The following is a 17262-nucleotide window of genomic DNA, read 5'->3' as shown; positions in this document are numbered from 1 at the left end:
GGCGTCAGACCCTTTCCTTGGTGCCGCGCGCGGCGATCAGGCCCTGTGGGCGGAACAGAAGCACGAGGATGACCGCGCCATAAACGAAGGCGTCGCGGAACGGGCGGGCATCTACCGGCAGCATGACTTGCATGACGACGGAGGCAGCGCCCAACAGGAAGCCCGCAAGCACAGCCCCCGCCAGACTACCGAGCCCGCCGATGACGGTGGCGATAAAGGCCATCAGCATGATCGACGCCCCCATCTGGATATCGGCCGTTCCGGTCTGGCTGCCGAAGATGAGAGCAATGGCACCGGCCAGCGCGCCGGACAGTGCAAAAGCACCCATGATGACGCGGTTCGCGCGAACACCCAGCATACGGGCCATGGAAAAGTTTTCCGCCGCCGCGCGCATTTCAAGACCAAAGCGGGTACGTCGCAGAAAGAGCGACAGGCCGATGAGGATCAACACCGTTGTGATAATGGTGATCAGTTGCAGAAGCGGTAGCCGCGCGCCAAAAATCTCCACCGGTTGCGAGAGCATCGGCAACAGCGAGATGGATTTCGGTCGGCTGGTAAACAGCATCAACAGGAAGTAGCGAATGACGAAACCGAGCGCGAAGGACGCAATCATCATGGTTGCCGGATTGGCCCGCCGGAATCGCCGGAAAACGACGATTTCGCACAGCACCGACAAGCCTGCGCCCGTGATCAGCACCAGCGGCACCAGCAGATACCAAGGTAGTTGACCCGCAAAGACGATGGCCATGGCATCGGTCGATGGCCACAACAGTGCGAAGATGCAAAAGGCGATGACATCGCCATGGGCGAAGTTGACCAACCGCATGACACCGAAAATGAGCGCAATGCCGAGGGCACCAAGGGCATAAAGCGAGCCGAGAGACAGCGAGTCGAAGACGATCTGTAACATCTCAATGATCCTCGTAACCGAAATAGGCGGCCTGAATGGCCTCACTGTTGCCGAGTGTGCGAGCATCGCCATCCAGCACGATCTCGCCGCCGCGCATGAGGATCATCCGCCCACCGACCATGACGGCGCGGGCAGAGCTTTGCTCCACGATCAGAAGCGTCAAGCGACGTTCGGCTTGCAACGCGATCAATCGCTCGTAGACCTGATCGGTGATGTTGGGAGCAAGACCCAGCGATGGCTCATCGATGGCAATCAGACGTGGATTGGTCATAAGAGCGCGACCGATCACCAGCATCTGCTGTTGGCCGCCAGACAGAAGGCCCGCCTGCCCGTTGCGACGATCTTTAAGCATCGGAAACGTCGCGTAGACCGCCTCCATTTCTGTGGCGGCACGAGCGCGCCAGCCACGGTCACGGGCGTGCATTCCGGTTCCGACAAGAAGGTTCTCCTCGACGGTCAGCGAACCGAAAACCTCACGGCCCTCTGGCACCATGGAAAAGCCAAGGCGCGCAATGTCTTCAGGTGCTTTGCCGGTGATTTCGCTACCATGAAAATCGATGCGTCCGGCAGAGGCCGGGGTTACGCCGGCAATCGCCCGCATCAGCGAGGATTTGCCAGCGCCGTTCGGGCCGGTGATGAAGAGAATCTCACCCTCTTGCATGGAAAAGGAAACGCCGCGCACTGCTGTCAGCCTGCCATAGCGAATTTCAACTTCGGAAACCGCAAGAATACTCATTGCAGCGCCTCCACGACGGGCAGATCCGTATCGGCAGCGGTTCCCATATAGGCGTGGCGCACCTTCTCGCTGCCGCGAATGGCGGCGGGCGTGCCTTCTTCGATAACAGCGCCGGAATCGAGAACCACGATATGATCGCAGAGACCGAGCACCAGACCCACATTATGCTCGATGATCAGAACGCCACAGCCAAGATCGCGCGCGATACGCTTTATCAACGCTGACAAATCTTTCGCCTCGTGACTGCTCATCCCGGCAGCGGGTTCATCGAGAAGGATGTAGGACGGGCGTCCCATGAGCGCACGGCCGATGGCAACGCGGCGCTCATCCGTATAGGGCAGTGTTCCGGCGATGCGCGATCCGAGAGCGCCAATGCCCATCCAGTCCAGCATGGCCTGAGCCTCGGCAACGGCAGCACGCCTGCTCATGCCCAGGCCGACGCCTGTCACTTCGAGATTGTCGATAACGGCGAGATCCCGAAACAGGCGTCCGCCCTGAAAGGTTCGGGCGATGCCACGGCGGCGCACCATATGCGGCTTGAGCCCGCTGAGCGGTGAACCGTCGAGATTGATGGCTCCTTCGGTCGGAGCCTGAAAACCCGTGAGAACATTGACCAGCGTGGTCTTGCCAGCACCATTGGGGCCGATAAGGCCGCTGATATGTCCGGGCGTGATGTCCAGCGTCACCGACGACAGCGCCTTCAGCCCCGCAAAGGCGACGGAGACGTTTTCTGCACTCAGTAGACCCATTTCCCTGTTCCTTATGTTGTTCAGGAAAGGGCATGCTGGAACGGACCGTGCCACGGCCTGCAAATTCCAGCGATGTTCCCCTTATTCTTCCGGCAATCTCTGCGGATCGCTCGGCATAAATTCACGCCGTTTATCGGCTTCGTCTTGTTGTTGCGCGCGCCGGATATAGTGATCTGGCGCGGCGGAGGATCAGCTCGGCTGACCGATCCCTCCCCTGGACATCTCCGGTTCCTCTTCCGGACATACCCGACCGCATCAGGCGGTCAGGAATTCTTCTGCCTTGGCAAGAGCGGCCTGCCGGTCAGCCCGCGCGGCCAGCGCTTGCTCAAGCGTGACAGGCGCGAATTGCGCCGGAGTGTGCGGCTGCAATTGCGCGATGCGGTCCATATCTGCTGATATGACCACACCCAGCATCATGTAACCGCCGCCCGACACCGCATCGCGGTGAAGCACGATCGGTTCCGTGCCGCTCGGTACTTGGACCGAACCATAGGGATAGCAGGCATCTACGATATTGGACGGGTCCGAGCCGGCGCCGAAAGGCTGCTCGCGCGGCATGAATTCCAGCGGCGTGCCACCCCGGAAGCGATAACCGATACGGTCTGCTTCCGGTGCCACCTTCCATGTATCCTCGAAAAAGCGCTTTCCGGCAGCTTCCGTAATGCGATGCCAGTAAATGCCCGGCAACATGCGCAGTTCAGCGGGCATGGCACTCAGACCACGCAAATGGGACGGAAGGGAAAGTCCTGCCGTGCCTAAGCCTTCGCCGATCGGAAGCACGTCACCTGCCTTGAGAACACGCCCTTCAAAGCCACCGAGCGCACCCAGCACATAGGTCGAGCGAGACCCCAGAACGACGGGGACGTCGATACCGCCGGAAATCGCGATATAGGCCCGAGCACCCGCTTTCAGATAACCGAACGACAGGCGATCGCCTGCTTTGATCTCGAAGCTTTCCCATGTTGGTTGTTCGACACCATTCACCTTGGGTGGCAACTCGCCACCTGTGACGGCGACGACAGCAGGCTGGGTGAACTCCAGTTCCGGCCCCATGAAGGTCACTTCCAACACGGCAGAACCGGGATCGTTGCCCACCAGAACATTAGCGATGCGGGTGGAAAAGCGGTCCATGCCGCCACCTTCGGGAATGCCGGAGTGATAATAACCGGGGCGACCGAGGTCCTGAACCGAGGTGGCAAGGCCAGGCGTGATAACGTTAACGGCCATGGAGCAGCTCCATCAGTTGGGCGTTGGTGCCGTAAATGTCATTGTTGAAACTGGCGAGGCTGAAGCTGCAATCGCGCACCACCGGTTGCCAGCGATTGGCTTCGATCTCCTCCAGCATCGCGTCATATTCATCGCGAGTGATCGACTTGAACTTGACGATATCACCCGGTTTGAACAGGCACATCTCATCCGTCAGGTACCGAACCTTGCGGGTGGGATCATAGATAGGCGCGGGAGTCACACCATACATCTGATAGCCACCGGCACCGCGCACGGAATAGATCGCCGCAAAGCAGCCACCATGCCCTACCGTCAGCTTTGGCGTATCCGTGCGAGGCCGCAGATATTTCGGCGCTTCGATCTGCTTTTTGCGCTCGACCATCTGGTAGAGCCACGGCAGACCCGCCACGAAACCGACCATCGACACGAACCATGGCTGGCCGGAATAGGCCGCAATGAACTCTTCAACCGTGCCGTATCCGTTGATGCGGGCGGAATATTCCAGATCGGTCGAGTTCGGGTCCTGATGACGTTCGCGAAACCGCATGGCGGTCTCGTGCGTCCACGGGTCCTGGAAATAGACCGGCAGTTCGATGATCCGCGTTTTCAGTGCGGCATCGGATTTCGATGCCGCATCTTCCATCGAGGTCAGCTCTTTGAGCAAATCCTGTGGGGAGATGATGTCCGGGTTGAAGCGGATCTGAAAGCTGGCATTGGCCGGGCAGGTTTCGGTCACGCCACGAATATTGGCCTGACGCACCGCATTGATCATCGACAGGCCGGTGAAAAACGAGGCAAGCGACATCTCTTCGGACACTTCTCCGAAGATGTGTTCGTCGCCGCCGAAGTTGAATCGTATCGACATCGCTTCTCCTTTTCAGCCGGCGAGCGCCGCTGCGTTTTCGGTCAGCCAGCCTTCCAGCCAGCGCGTGTGGACGTCTCCGGCCTGTACCGCAGGGTCGGCGGCAAGGGCCAGAAACAAGGGCTTGGTGGTTTTCACTCCGGTAATTTCGAGTTCTTTCAATGCTCTTGTCAGGCGTGCAATGGCCGCTTCACGTGTTTCTGCATGCACGATGAGCTTTGCCAGAAGCGAGTCGTAAAAAGGCGGTATCTGGTAGCCATTGTAGAGCATGGAATCGAAACGGACGCCGGGACCGCCGGGGATGCGAAGATTGTCCACCTTGCCGGGAAACGGCGCGAAATCCTTGGCCGGGTCTTCGGCATTCAGCCGCACCTCGATGGCGTGCCCCTTAACCTTGATGTCATCTTGCGCCAACCGCAACGGCTCACCACCTGCGATCCGCAGCATCTCCGCAACGAGGTCGATCCCGGTGATAGCTTCGGTCACAGGGTGCTCGACCTGAATGCGGGTGTTCATTTCGATGAAATAAAAGCGATCGGCTGCATCGTCATAGAGATATTCGACCGTGCCTGCACCGGAGTAGGACACGGCCTTTGCCAGCGCCACAGCCGATGCGCAAAGCTCTTCCCGCAAGGCATCGGACAGTGCTCGGGACGGCGCTTCTTCCCAAACCTTTTGGCGTCTGCGCTGAAGCGAGCACTCTCGCTCATAACAATGGACGGCATCACGGCCGTCAGCCAGAACCTGCACTTCGATATGGCGCGCCTGTCCGATGACCTTTTCCATATAGAGACCACCGTCACCGAATGCAGCCAAGGCTTCTGCCTGCGCCTGCGGATAGGCCTGCTCGAATTCGGCAGCCGAATTGGCGATGCGAATACCGCGACCGCCGCCACCGGCTGCGGCCTTGATCATGACCGGGAAACCTGTTTCTGCCAGAACATCTCGCGCCGCTTCGATGCTCTCTACGCGACCGGCAGAACCCGGAACGACGGGAACACCCGCTGCTGCCGCTGCGACACGCGCCGATACCTTGTCTCCCATCAAACGGATCGCATTGCCCGAAGGCCCGACAAAGACGAGACCGGCCGCCGTGACGGCGTCCGAGAACGCGGCATTTTCTGCGAGAAATCCATAACCGGGATGGACGCTGTCGCAGCCGGTGCTGCGGGCCGCTTCAAGAATGGCGTCGATGTTGAGATAGGATTTCTTGGCGGCGGGAGGACCGATATTCACCGCCTCATCGGCAAGCTGCACATGCAAGGCGTCGGCATCGGCTGCGGAATAAACGGCAACGGTCGCAATGCCGAGATCCTGAGCTGCGCGAATAATGCGCACCGCAATCTCCCCACGATTGGCGATCAGCAGCTTTTTCAACATCAGCTGAGGTCCGCAAGCGCTGCACCGGCCATCACCGGGTCTTCATTATCAACGAGGAAGGTGACGCTGCTACCCGCGACTTCGGAGCGGACTTCATGGAAAGACTTCATCACTTCGATGAGGCCTATGACATCGCCGATGGCGACGTCTTCGCCATCTGCCTTGAGCGGTGGCTGACCGGGGGCTGCGCTGCGATAGAACGTTCCAGGAAGAGGTGAAAGGATCTGTGTCATGACAAGAGTCTCCGGTTCCGACGATGCGAGAAGGCTGCAGGCATAAAACCGCCATCAAAGGCGGTTGTCGATCTTAGTGCCAGGGCGAGATGGCTTCGCGCACGGCCTTGGCAATATCGATGGCATTCGGCGTATCGGAATGAACGCAGATCGTCTCACAGGCGACCGGGAAGAAGCTTCCGTCATTTGCCGTACCCTGGCTTTCCTTCAGCGCACGAACGCAACGTTCAGCCATCAGATCAGGGTCTTTGGCGTCGTGTTCACGCGTCACGATCAGGGTACCACCGGGTGCATATTCCAGATCGGCGTAGAACTCGGGAATGAAGGTAATGCCGCGCTGCTGGTAGATTTTCTCGTGCATCGTATTGGTCATGCCGAACAAGGGCACGCCGAAGATTTCAGCCGCATCGCAAATGCCGTGGGCAATCTCTTCTTGACGCGCCGCCATGCCATACAGGCTGCCATGCGGCTTGATGTGGTGCAGCGGCATGTTCTCGGCCTTGAGGAAGCCCATCAACGCACCGACCTGATAGATGACGCTGTTGGCAATTTCCTCCCGGCTCATCTTCATCTCGCGACGGCCGAAGCCCTGGAGATCGGGAAGCGACGGATGAGCACCGACCTTGACGCCGTTTTCCTTGGCACGGCGAACCGTGGAGCGCATGTGGTCAGGATCGGATGCATGAAAGCCGCAGGCAACGTTGGCGGCATCGATGAGCGGCATCAAGCCCGCATCATCACCCAGTCGGTAGAGGCCAAAGCTCTCCCCCATGTCACAGTTTAGCGTGACGCTCATGATCGATATTCCCCTGTTTTATGCTGCCGTCTTTGCGGCGTTGCACAAATCTTGTCTGAGGAATTTGCTCTTGTGAAATAGTAATTTTTTTATTGTAATATTAAAAAAAAAGATAATCATTCAGAGGATGAACTATTATGAGCATCACATTGAAGCAGCTTGATTATTTCATCGCGTCTGCTGAAAGTGGACAGGTGAGCCACGCTGCTGTTAACCTGAATATCTCTCAATCGGCGGTTACCGCTGCCATCAAAGCTCTCGAAGAGGAGCTTGGGGTCAAGTTGCTGGAGCGCACACATGCCGGGGTGCGGCTGACCATGGAGGGGTCGCGTTTTCTGGAACATGCCCGCATCATCACGGGTGCTGTTGCTGCCGCGGTGCACAGCCCGCTGCGTGAGCGTGAAGGGTATTCCGGCAAGTTGACACTTGGAATGACCTATACCGTCTCCGGCTATTTCATGTCCAAATATTATGCCCGGTTTCGAAAGACCTATCCGCAAATTTCCGTCGAGTTGAAGGAGTTGCCGCGCACGGAACTGGAGCGGCAACTGGCCTGCGGCGATATCGATATCGCGCTGATGCTGGTGTCAAACCTCGGCAATACGGAGGAACTGGAGCAAGAGGTTTTGATGCGATCCCGCCGTCGCCTATGGCTGTCGGCAGATCATCACCTGCTTTTGCGCAACGACATCAGCCTGGCGGATATCGCGCAGGAAGATTACGTCATGCTGACCGTCGATGAAGCCAACGAAACCGCCGCACGATACTGGGATCTGGCTGGGCTGAAACCACGCACGGTGCTGACCACCAGCTCCGTCGAGGCCGTCCGATCGCTGGTTGCGGCGGGCGTGGGCGTAACCATACTCTCAGATATGGTCTATCGCCCTTGGTCGCTCGAAGGGCAACGCATCGAACTCAAGCGGTTAGTCGAGCCCATTCCAAGCATGGATGTCGGCCTTGCCTGGGCAAGAGCCCGCCCTGTCGCGTCCGCTGCGGCAACCTTCCGCGCCTTCATGTCCGTCACCATGGGCGGTGGCGGCTGAAGGCCTGTTAGAAGAACCGTGTTACACCAGCCCCTCGGCAGCAATCGCCCCCGTCAAACGGTCAAGGGTGCGACCCATGCGGGTCATGATCTCATCCACCTCGTCGGAGGTGATGATCAGAGGCGGGCACAAAGCGAGTTGGTCGCCGATGGCACGGAAGATCAGCCCTTCCTCGTGGCCGATCATCGACGCAATCGCACCTGCCTTGCCGATTTTATCAAAGGGCTTGCGGGTTGCCTTGTCGGCCACCAGTTCCACCGCACCGATCAGGCCCGTGCCGCGCGCCTCACCCACAAGCGGATGATCCGCAAAGGACCGCAGACCGGCCTGGAATTGCGCCTCCAGCCGGGCCGCATTGCCCATCAGGTCGCGTTCCTCGATGATGGCAAGATTTTCCAGCGCGACCGCCGAGGCGACCGGATGGCCGGATGCCGTAAAGCCATGGCCGAACGCACCGATCTTCTCGGAATTATCGGCAATCGCCTGATAGATCGCATCGGAGAACATCACGGCTGCAAACGGCATGTAGGACGAGGTGATCTGCTTGGAAAGCGTCATGATATCAGGCGTGAAACCGAATTTCTGGCAACCGAAGGGCGTTCCCAAGCGACCAAAACCGCAGATCACTTCATCCGAGACGATCAGAATATCATTGGCACGGCAAATCCGCTCGACACCTTCCCAATATCCTGATGGCGGCGGCAGGACGCCACCGGCTGCCATCAAGGGCTCACCGATGAAGGCGGCGATGGTGTCGGCACCTTCCGTTGCGATCACTGTTTCCAGTTCGGCCAGCAACCGCGCCGTAAACGCAGCCTCATCTTCGCCTTCCGCACCAAAGCGATAGAAATGCGGGCATGTCAGATGGTGAACCGGGATGGCGGGCAGATCAAAATCGCGGTGGTTGATCGGCAAGCCTGTCAGGCTACCCGAGGCAATGGTAATGCCATGATAGCCCTTTATACGCGACAGAAACTTTTTCTTGTTGGGACGGCCCAGTGCGTTGTTCATGTACCAGACCATTTTCACGATCGTGTCGTTGGCTTCTGAGCCTGACGAGGTGAAGAACGCACGGGTGATATTCGCTGGCGTCATCTCCACTAGCTTTTCCGCAAGCCGGATGGACGGCTCGTGCGATTTGGACGAGAAGGTATGATAATAGGGCAGCTTCAGCATCTGCTTGTAGGCAGCTTCGGCCAGGCGCGGCTCTGAAAACCCAACCGCCACCGACCAAAGACCTGCGAGCCCCTCGATATATTCCTTGCCGCGATCATCATAGACGCGGATGCCCTCGCCCCGTTCGATCACCAGCGGACCCGTGCGCTCGTGCTGGCGCAGATTGGTGTTGGGGTGCATGATGGAAGCGATATCGGCGGCGGCAAGCGAATTGGAGAGGATGTTCATGTCAATCTCTTTGGCTGGAGCTGATCGTGCGGTACGGCATACTATCTGTTCTGTTGCGAGTTCTTCAACCCAATGTGTTCTTCACCCACATCGGCGCGATGTGAGAATGAGCATGCGGCGGCTCCAGATCATGGAGCAAGCGCAAGACACGCGGTGGTGTGAGCGGCAGGCGTGATACCGGCTTGCCGATGGCTTGCGAGACGGCGCAGGCAATAGCCGACCCGACGGCGAGAATGGGCACTTCACCCGCCCCTTTCGTGCCGAGCGGCCCCATGGATGGCGCGCCTTCGTAGAGATCAGCGACGACGGGTACAACATCCTGCGCCAGCGGCACGCGGTAGGTTTCGAAACCATCCTGCGCGATGCGCCCGTCATCGGTTATCGTCACCTCTTCGTGCAGGGCGTAACCCAACCCCTGCACGACGCCACCTTGAACCTGGCCCATGATGGCGCGCGGGTTGAGCGCACGCCCGACATCCTGCACGACCCGATAGGCCAGCACCTCGACATGGCCGGTATCGGGATCAACAGCGACTTCCGCTTCATGGACGACGAAGACCGGGATATCGAGCGCTTCAATGAAGTGCCCCATCGCGCAACCGGCCATGGCAGGCGTGTTCTTTGCGGTAAAGCTGCCGGTACCGGTAATCGGACCCGTCGTTGCCTGCGCATGGGCCACGACCGCCGGGACGGTGGCGCCAGATCCTGGACGCTCCGCGATTTCCACCCGTCCCTCGCGCAACACAAGGGTTTCGGGCGGCGTCTGCAACATCTCGCCGGCCGCTCGCAGCAGTTTTTCTTTCACCTCGGCAGATGCGCCCACGCTGGCCGCGCCGATGGAGACGGTGGTTCGTCCACCACCGACGCCAACATCCAGGCCCGCCGCATCCGTATCCGCTTCCTTCACCACGACCTGATCGGGCTTCAAGCCCAATTGGCCCGCCACGATCTGCGGCAAGGATTGCATCATCGTGCCGGAGCCGATCTCGACACCTGATGTCACCAGCGTTGCGCTGCCATCGGCATTCATGTTGATTGTCGCGGCAGACGGCCCAACGAAGATGAACCACGTGCCAACCGTCGTGGCACGACCGTAAAGGCGGCCATCGGCCTTCTCCTCAACGGTGCCGGTTTTCGCGCGCAGCGCATCCATACGCTCCAGCATCGGACGCAGCACATTGCCTTCGAATATCTGGCCCGTCGGCCCTAGATCGCCATCACCCAGAACGTTGCGCTTGCGAAACTCTACTGCGTCCATGCCGATTGCCGCGCAAATCTCGTCGGTGTGACGCTCCAGCGCGAAACCGTTATAGACGCCGTTGCACGCCCTGAACGCGCCGTTCGGTGGCGTGTTAGTGTAGATCGCGCGGCTGACGAGCCTGACGGCACCCAGCTGATAACTGCCGCCCAGGGTGTGCGAGGTCATCGTCGTGAGGAAGACTTGCTCACCGCCATAGGCACCGCAATCCATCAACACCACGGCCTCACGACCGACGATCTCGCCATCAGCCGTCACTGCCGAGCGAATGGTGATCTCGGCATTTTCCCGGCAAAGACACGTTGCCATTTCCTCCTGTCGGCTGTTTTCCAGAATGACGCTGCGTCCCGTCATGCGGGCCAGCAATGCCGTGATCGGCTCGATGGAAGCATCGAATTTCAGGCCGAAAGCACCGCCCACCGGCGGCACCGTCACGCGAACCCACCCCGGCGGCAGTTGCATGACGCGCCCTGTGACATTGCGCACCGTCCACGGCACCTGCGTCGAGGTCTGGATATGAGCGCGGCCATCTTCCCAGCTGCCGATGGCCACACGCGGTTCAAACGGAACATGACTTTGCCTGCCGACGGAAAAGCTGCTTTCAACGATGGTCACGTCTTGGCGTGCAAAGGCGGCATCGACATCGCCACGCACCGATTTTGCTTCCCAGGCTATGTTGCGAGAGCGCGAACCACCCTCTGTCAAAACCTCGTAGTCGCGCCAATTCTCGTGCACCAGCCGAGCGTCGGACTTTAGGGCCTCTGCCATGGTCAAAACGGGTTCGAGCGGTTCGATCTCGAGGATGATAGCGTCAAGGGCAGCCCGCGCCTGCGCCTCGGTTTCGGCCGCGATGGCGGCGATCGGCTCGCCGTTGTAGCGGATCACATCGACCGCAAAAAGCGGATGATCGGCGATGCCGATGCCGTAATGTCCCGGCGCGTCCGCAGCCGTTGCAATGGCCAGAACGCCGGGGCATTGAAGCGCTGCGGATACGTCAAGGCGCACAATGCGACCGCATGGGACATTGGAACGCAGCAACACCGCATGCAGCATGTCCGGGCGGGCGCGGTCATTGGTATAGCGGGTGCGGCCCCGTAGTTTGTCGCGGGCGTCGCGGCGCGGCAAATCCATGACGGTGGTGGAAACATCAACCATCGGCGCGTGCTCCGGCCATAACATCCATAACGGCATCGACAATCCGCTCGTATCCAGTGCAGCGACAGATGTTGCCGATCATCGCAGCCTTCACATCGGCGCGGCTGGCATCAACATTTTCGCGTAGAAAATGCGAAAGGCTCATCACCATACCGGGAAAACACATGCCGCATTGAACAGCGTCGGCGGCTTCGAACGCCACTTGCAGCGGATGCAACGGCCCATCCCCGGTCGACATGGCTTCGATGGAGGTCACGCTCGCGCCTTCCAGCAAGCCGACGGGTTGAAGACAGGACGTCACGGCTTCGCCATCGATATGCACGGTACAAGCACCGCAAAACCCTTCACGGCAAACCGCCTTGGTCCCGGTCAGGAAACGCTCGTTGCGCAGCACATCGACCAGTGGTGTCATCGGATCGCCGTTAAAACGATAGGCAGAACCGTTGATGCGAAGTGAAACCGTCATCGCGCCGCTTCCTTGTGCAAGAGCGCTTCCATGCCACGACGAACCAGCGCGGGCAGAACCTGGCGGCGATACCAGCCATCGGCTTCGATGCCGTCCCGGCCTACAAAATCATTGCATTCCTCTGCGAGAGTTGCAGCAATCTGTGCATTCGCCGGGCACCCACCAGGCTCTCTCGAAAATGCCGCCTCAAGCGTCGTCCAGCGTCGCGCGACGTCCTCGACAGAACCAACGGCAACATTGATCCTGCCCTTACTCGACAAAGCGCAGGAGACGATCGCAACCGGATAATCTCCGGCACGCCGCAGTGGCAGGCGCATATGCACGCTGGCGATCATGCTACGCGGAACAAGGACACCCGTCAGGATCGCATCGGCCAGCAGTTCCTGCCGATTGGCGAGGAAACAGGCGAGAGGCAGACGCATCGGTGCGTGATCGGCGCGCAGTTCCACAATGGCATCAACAGCAAGAAGTGCCGGCAAAAGGTCTGCGGCGGCAAAGTCTGGTGTGCACAGGTTTCCGCCCACCGTCGCCACGCGTCGAATGGCCGGATTGGCAGAATTCGAAGCGGCGGTAGCGACAGCTTCGAGCACGGCTATACCGCGCAAGGCCCGCCCCAGTGCCTCATGAGTCACGGCTGCGCCGATGGTGACTGTGTCGGCCTGGATGTCAATAGTCTTGAAGCCGTCCAGCCTATGCAACGAGACGAGCGCGCGCGGCATGGAAATGCCTCGCCTGGGATAGCGCATCAACCATGTGCCCCCGGCCAAAATCGCAGCGCCCCGTCGTTTTGCGGCAAGCGCCTCACCGATCGTGCCCGCAACGGTCAAAGACCGCTCCAGATCATCCAACATCGTTCAGAACCCCTTCGATGCCGTCTTTTGCGGCGTTGCGTGATAGTGGCCGAGCCTTCACTCCATGTGAAATAGTTGTTTCTTGAAAGTGATATCGATTAAACAGATGGCTTTGCCCATGAACCAAGGGCATCACGTCCAGTGAGCTACGCTGCGCTTTTCGAAGCTCTCGCGGAATTGTGCGGTGGTTTTTTCCAGTACCTCACCGCTTTCCCAATCCAGAATGACGGCGAAGCGACGGACCGCATCCAGCGAATTGATCTCACCGGATTTGTATCGTGCAGACACCGCATGCGGATTCATCCGTGCCCAGTCCTTGCGGTGCGCCCGGATGTCGGCGCGTGCAGCTTGCGTCGCCGCGACATCGATTTCGTATTCGCAGAGATCGGCATCGATGGCTCTGATGACCACCCCGTAATCCAGCTTCGCCCGTTCGATGGACACGTAGTCATCGATCACGTCCTCCATGACGTGGGCTGGGTCGCGCTCCAGAGGGTCGCCAAAGCCACCACCGCCAGCCGTCGGTCGAGCAAACTCATCGCCCGTGAAAACAGGATAATCGGAAAAAACGGAGCCGAGCCAAGTGTCCGCATCCGCACCGGCACGACGGATGGTCAAGCCGTGTGGCATGGAGGGAAGACCGCCTTCAACACCCCAGACAACAGCGCGTTCGCGGTCGCAGATATAGGACATCACCGCCCCTTCCGCCTCCAGCAGCAGAGACGTTTTTTGCACACCGACGCCACCGCGCCATTTGCCTGGACCGGCCGAATCCCTCTTGATCTGAAACTCGGTGGTGCGGGTGGGATTGACGCGCTCATTGCCTTCGTTCGGCTGGGACATCAGTCCCGTGCCAAAGCAGGCAGTCGTGACATCTGCGCCATCCTTGCCGTTGCGACCACCCCAGCCACCCGGTAGCCATTCATAGAACATAAAGATCGGCTTTTCGGGTTTGCGCGCATCACGCCCGCCGGCCAGCAGATATTCCAGATTGAACGCACAGGCGATGGCCCGTTCCGGCATGATCTGCGACCACATCTCGAAGATCGCATTCATGATTTTCTCGAACGGCATAAGGAAGCCAGTGACCGCGACAGGCCATTCGGCACTGACGACGCTGTTCCTCGGCGCTGTCACATGGATCATACGGTAAAAACCACTGTTGAGCGGAAGATCGGGAAAGAAGGTCTTCATCCCCGCGACGACGGCAGAGAAGGTCGCGCCGGGAGCAGAGTTATACATGGAAGCAATGGTGGCATGGCTGCCGGTGAAATCGTAGTGGACGGCATCGCCCTTGATGGTCATCTTGATGCGGATGGGGATCATTCCCTCCCCGGCACCCAGATCGCGGTCGATATAGTCGACGGTTTCCCACGTTCCATCCGGCAGGTCTGCCAGACGTTTGCGCACGGCCCGCTCGACATAATCCTGCACCTCTCCCATGCCGCGCGTGACCTTGTCGCGACCGTATTTCTTGGTCAGCCGTAACAGCTCTCGCTCTGCGGCTTGCGTTGCCTGCGCCTGCGAGTGGATGTCGCCAATGATGGAGGCAGGGTCACGGGTGTTGGCGGCAATCATGTTGGCGACATCAGAGCAAAAGCGTCCCTGTCGGAACAGCCGCACCGGCGTGATCCGCAACCCTTCGCGGAACATGTCGCGCGCCGTCACGTCGAACGAGCCCGGAACCGAACCGCCAAGATCAGACCAGTGTCCGTTGGATTGCGCAAACCCGATCAGCGTATCCTCGTCAAAGATCGGTCGCACCAACCGCACGTCACTGAAATGCGTTCCGCCCGCATAGGGATCGTTGATCGCGTAAACGTCGCCCGGCGCCATATCACCTTCGAAAACGCGGATCACTTCCTTGCAGGTATTGTGAAGGGTACCGACATGCACGGCGATATCGTAATTGCCCTGCGCAACGGAATTGCCATCGGCGTCATGCAGCGCGTTGGAGAAATCGCGGTTGTAGATGACGAAGGAATAGCAGGTGCGCAGCATCTGTTCCGCCATCTGATCGACGGTGGTGATAAAGGAGTTTTTCAAAACCTCGAAGGTCACCGGATCGAGGCCGTTTTCCGTGTTCGCAAACTTGCTCATGTCTCAGCCTTTCGTCCCGATCAGAATGTTGAGGAAAGCATCGACCCTCGCACTCATGCCCGGTGGCACGACGGTAGTGGAATCGAACTGTTCGACGATGGCAGGACCGTTGAAGGTTGCACCTGAGGTCAGACTTTCCCGCTGGTAGATAGCCGCATCGTGCGAAATACCATCGAACCAGACTGCGCGTCGGGAAACCGGGTCAGGCGTGTGCTCTCTCACCTCGTATTTCGGCAAGTCGGCTTTGGGAACTATCCCGACCGCCTTGATGGCGATGCGGAAGATCGACACCGGCGCTTCATCACGGCGATAGTTGAATTCGCGCTCGTGTTCGGAATGGAAGGCTTCGATCAGCGCTCCCATGCTGTCGATTTTTGCAGGCGCGTTGACCGCAAGCGAACGCCACTGGCCCTGATACATCATTTCCACGGTGCGCTGCAAAGCCATGTCATCGGGGGCGATACCTTCATGCGAAAGCCGTTCCGTCGCCTGCCCTTCCATGCGCTGGAACGCCGTTTCCATCTCTTCGGGTGAAACGCCGGATGCATTCGCCATAAAGCTTTCGGAAAAATCGTGCTGCACATCCACCAGCAGGCAGCCAAGTGCAGAGGTCACGCCCGGATTGGGTGGCACGATGACGGTGGGAATGGACAGTTCTCTGGCAACAGCGGCCCCATGCAATGCGCCAGCACCGCCAAAAGCGACCAACGCGAAATCACGCGGATCATAACCGCGACTGACGGACAGAAGCCGTACCGCATTGGCCATGTTGGCATTGGCAACCGCGATGACGGCTTCTGCCGCCTTGTGAAGTTCCATATTGAACGGTGTGGCAACCGTTTCCTGAACGGCTTTTTCGGCAAGCGCTGAATCGAGTGTGATCTTGCCGCCCGCAAGGCTGGTGCCCAGACGTCCCAGAACCACATTGGCGTCCGTATTGGTGGCGATTGGGTTGCCGTTGCGGTAGCAGGCGGGTCCGGGATGAGCACCGGCGGACTGTGGACCATTCCGTAGTGAGCCGCCTTCATCCTGCCATGCAAGGGAACCGCCACCGGCACCGATGGTCAGTACCTCGATCGAAGGGAAGCGGATCGGGTATCCATATTCGATATACCAATCCTTGGTGATGCGAGACTGGCCGTTCCAGGCGAGTGACACATCCGTGCTCGTCCCGCCCATATCGAAACCGATGGAGTTGGGAAAGCCGCAGAGATTGCCGATGAACCGGCTGGCAATGGCACCGGCGGCGATGCCGGATCCTGCAAGACGAGCGGAAAATTCCTTGACGCTGGCAGGTGTCATCACGCCGCCGCCGGAATGGAGAAGCAAGAGATCGCGGTGATAACCGCCCACTGCAAGTTTCTCACTGAGGCGCGACACGTAATCGACGACCACGGGCGCGCAGACGGCATTTGCCATCGTGGTCGAGAACCGTTCGTGTTCGAAGATTTCCGGCATGACCTCAGACGAGACCGACACCGGAATATCCGGCATGACGTCTTTCAGAATATCGCGCATGCGCCGTTCATTCGCACCATTGACATAGGAGTTCATGAAGCAGACCGCGACCGACTTCACGTCACGTTTTCTAAGGATTTCGGCCACGCGGCGGGCGTTGTCCTCGTTCAACAGTTCCAGAACCGCGCCTTCGGCATCGACACGCTCTCGTACTGTCAGCCGGTCACGGCGCGGGATGTAGGGCTTGGCGACATCCTTGTAGGTGTCCCAGAGGTCCTCCTTGTTGGCGCGTCGTATCTCGACCACATCGCGAAACCCTTCCGTGCAGATCATCGCCGCACGTGGCAGGCGTCGTGTGATCAGGGCGTTGGTCGCGACCGTCGTGCCGTGGGAAAACATGGTGACTTCGGACAGGTCGATACCGGCCTGCTCTACGCCGTTCAGAATGGCGCGCATAGGATCATCCGGCGTGGAACCGGTTTTCTCGATGCGGATCGAGCCGGTGTCCTCATCCATGATGCAGATGTCCGTAAAGGTTCCGCCGACATCCACGGCGACTCTCGTCTTGGTCATGCTTTCGTCCTTGCGTGAGACAGCAGTTCTCTGGCTCGGCCACACGCGATGCAGCCGAGGT

General features: G+C 59.3%; 15 protein-coding genes. 1 reads left to right on the top strand and 14 read right to left on the bottom strand.

Going from position 1 to position 17262, the window contains the following annotated elements; genetic code table 11:
- Window positions 1-4: 4 nt before the first annotated feature.
- From RRU01S_RS06675 to RRU01S_RS06640, 8 genes are all read right to left on the bottom strand, one after another.
- Complete coding sequence (locus RRU01S_RS06675; RefSeq protein ID WP_045229429.1) at window positions 5-910, bottom strand: branched-chain amino acid ABC transporter permease; 906 nt, start codon at window positions 908-910, stop codon at window positions 5-7.
- Window position 911: 1 nt separating this feature from the next.
- Window positions 912-1646 carry an ABC transporter ATP-binding protein gene (locus tag RRU01S_RS06670; RefSeq protein ID WP_045229428.1) on the bottom strand — a complete coding sequence of 245 codons (735 nt, stop codon included), beginning with the start codon at window positions 1644-1646 and terminating at the stop codon, window positions 912-914.
- A complete protein-coding gene (locus RRU01S_RS06665) occupies window positions 1643-2395 on the bottom strand; it encodes an ABC transporter ATP-binding protein (protein WP_045229427.1) in 753 nt (250 codons plus the stop codon). The genes RRU01S_RS06670 and RRU01S_RS06665 overlap by 4 nt, the downstream gene beginning before the upstream one ends.
- 255 nt (window positions 2396-2650) lie before the next feature.
- Complete coding sequence (locus RRU01S_RS06660) at window positions 2651-3622, bottom strand: 5-oxoprolinase subunit C family protein (protein WP_045229426.1); 972 nt, start codon at window positions 3620-3622, stop codon at window positions 2651-2653.
- The gene (locus tag RRU01S_RS06655; protein WP_045229425.1) at window positions 3612-4487 is read right to left on the bottom strand and encodes a 5-oxoprolinase subunit B family protein; all 876 of its coding nucleotides are present in this window, start codon (window positions 4485-4487) and stop codon (window positions 3612-3614) included. Before RRU01S_RS06655 ends, RRU01S_RS06660 begins: the two co-directional genes overlap by 11 nt.
- Window positions 4488-4499: 12 nt before the next feature.
- A complete protein-coding gene (locus RRU01S_RS06650) occupies window positions 4500-5864 on the bottom strand; it encodes an acetyl-CoA carboxylase biotin carboxylase subunit (protein WP_045229424.1) in 1365 nt (454 codons plus the stop codon).
- A complete protein-coding gene (locus RRU01S_RS06645) occupies window positions 5864-6097 on the bottom strand; it encodes an acetyl-CoA carboxylase (RefSeq protein WP_045229423.1) in 234 nt (77 codons plus the stop codon). The genes RRU01S_RS06650 and RRU01S_RS06645 overlap by 1 nt, the downstream gene beginning before the upstream one ends.
- A gap of 73 nt (window positions 6098-6170) precedes the next feature.
- Complete coding sequence (locus RRU01S_RS06640) at window positions 6171-6893, bottom strand: LamB/YcsF family protein (RefSeq protein WP_045229422.1); 723 nt, start codon at window positions 6891-6893, stop codon at window positions 6171-6173.
- A 137-nt stretch (window positions 6894-7030) separates the two neighbouring features.
- On the opposite strand from RRU01S_RS06640, the gene RRU01S_RS06635 reads away from it, so the two are divergent.
- Window positions 7031-7936, top strand: coding sequence for a LysR family transcriptional regulator (locus RRU01S_RS06635; protein ID WP_045229421.1), 906 nt, complete (start codon window positions 7031-7033; stop codon window positions 7934-7936).
- A gap of 21 nt (window positions 7937-7957) precedes the next feature.
- On the opposite strand, the gene RRU01S_RS06630 is transcribed toward RRU01S_RS06635, so the two are convergent.
- The 6 genes from RRU01S_RS06630 to RRU01S_RS06605 all read right to left on the bottom strand — a co-directional run bounded on the left by RRU01S_RS06630 (window position 7958) and on the right by RRU01S_RS06605 (window position 17201).
- Window positions 7958-9340 carry an aspartate aminotransferase family protein gene (locus RRU01S_RS06630; protein WP_045229420.1) on the bottom strand — a complete coding sequence of 461 codons (1383 nt, stop codon included), beginning with the start codon at window positions 9338-9340 and terminating at the stop codon, window positions 7958-7960.
- A 64-nt stretch (window positions 9341-9404) separates the two neighbouring features.
- On the bottom strand, window positions 9405-11753 hold the full coding sequence (locus tag RRU01S_RS06625) for a xanthine dehydrogenase family protein molybdopterin-binding subunit (RefSeq protein ID WP_045229419.1): 2349 nt from the start codon (window positions 11751-11753) through the stop codon (window positions 9405-9407).
- Window positions 11746-12219, bottom strand: coding sequence for a (2Fe-2S)-binding protein (locus RRU01S_RS06620; RefSeq protein ID WP_045229418.1), 474 nt, complete (start codon window positions 12217-12219; stop codon window positions 11746-11748). Before RRU01S_RS06620 ends, RRU01S_RS06625 begins: the two co-directional genes overlap by 8 nt.
- Window positions 12216-13070, bottom strand: a complete 855-nt coding sequence (locus RRU01S_RS06615; protein ID WP_045229417.1) for an FAD binding domain-containing protein — start codon at window positions 13068-13070, stop codon at window positions 12216-12218. The genes RRU01S_RS06620 and RRU01S_RS06615 overlap by 4 nt, the downstream gene beginning before the upstream one ends.
- Before the next feature lie 132 nt (window positions 13071-13202).
- Window positions 13203-15170 carry a hydantoinase B/oxoprolinase family protein gene (locus RRU01S_RS06610; protein WP_045229416.1) on the bottom strand — a complete coding sequence of 656 codons (1968 nt, stop codon included), beginning with the start codon at window positions 15168-15170 and terminating at the stop codon, window positions 13203-13205.
- A 3-nt stretch (window positions 15171-15173) separates the two neighbouring features.
- Window positions 15174-17201 (bottom strand): hydantoinase/oxoprolinase family protein, encoded by a 2028-nt coding sequence (locus RRU01S_RS06605; protein ID WP_045229662.1) that lies wholly within the window; start codon window positions 17199-17201, stop codon window positions 15174-15176.
- Window positions 17202-17262 lie beyond the last annotated feature (61 nt).

Origin of the sequence: Agrobacterium rubi TR3 = NBRC 13261, assembly GCF_000739935.1 — a bacterium.
GTDB lineage: Bacteria > Pseudomonadota > Alphaproteobacteria > Rhizobiales > Rhizobiaceae > Agrobacterium > Agrobacterium rubi.
The sequence above is the reverse complement of the archived record's forward strand: the minus strand, read 5'-3'. Positions and strand labels throughout refer to the sequence as shown.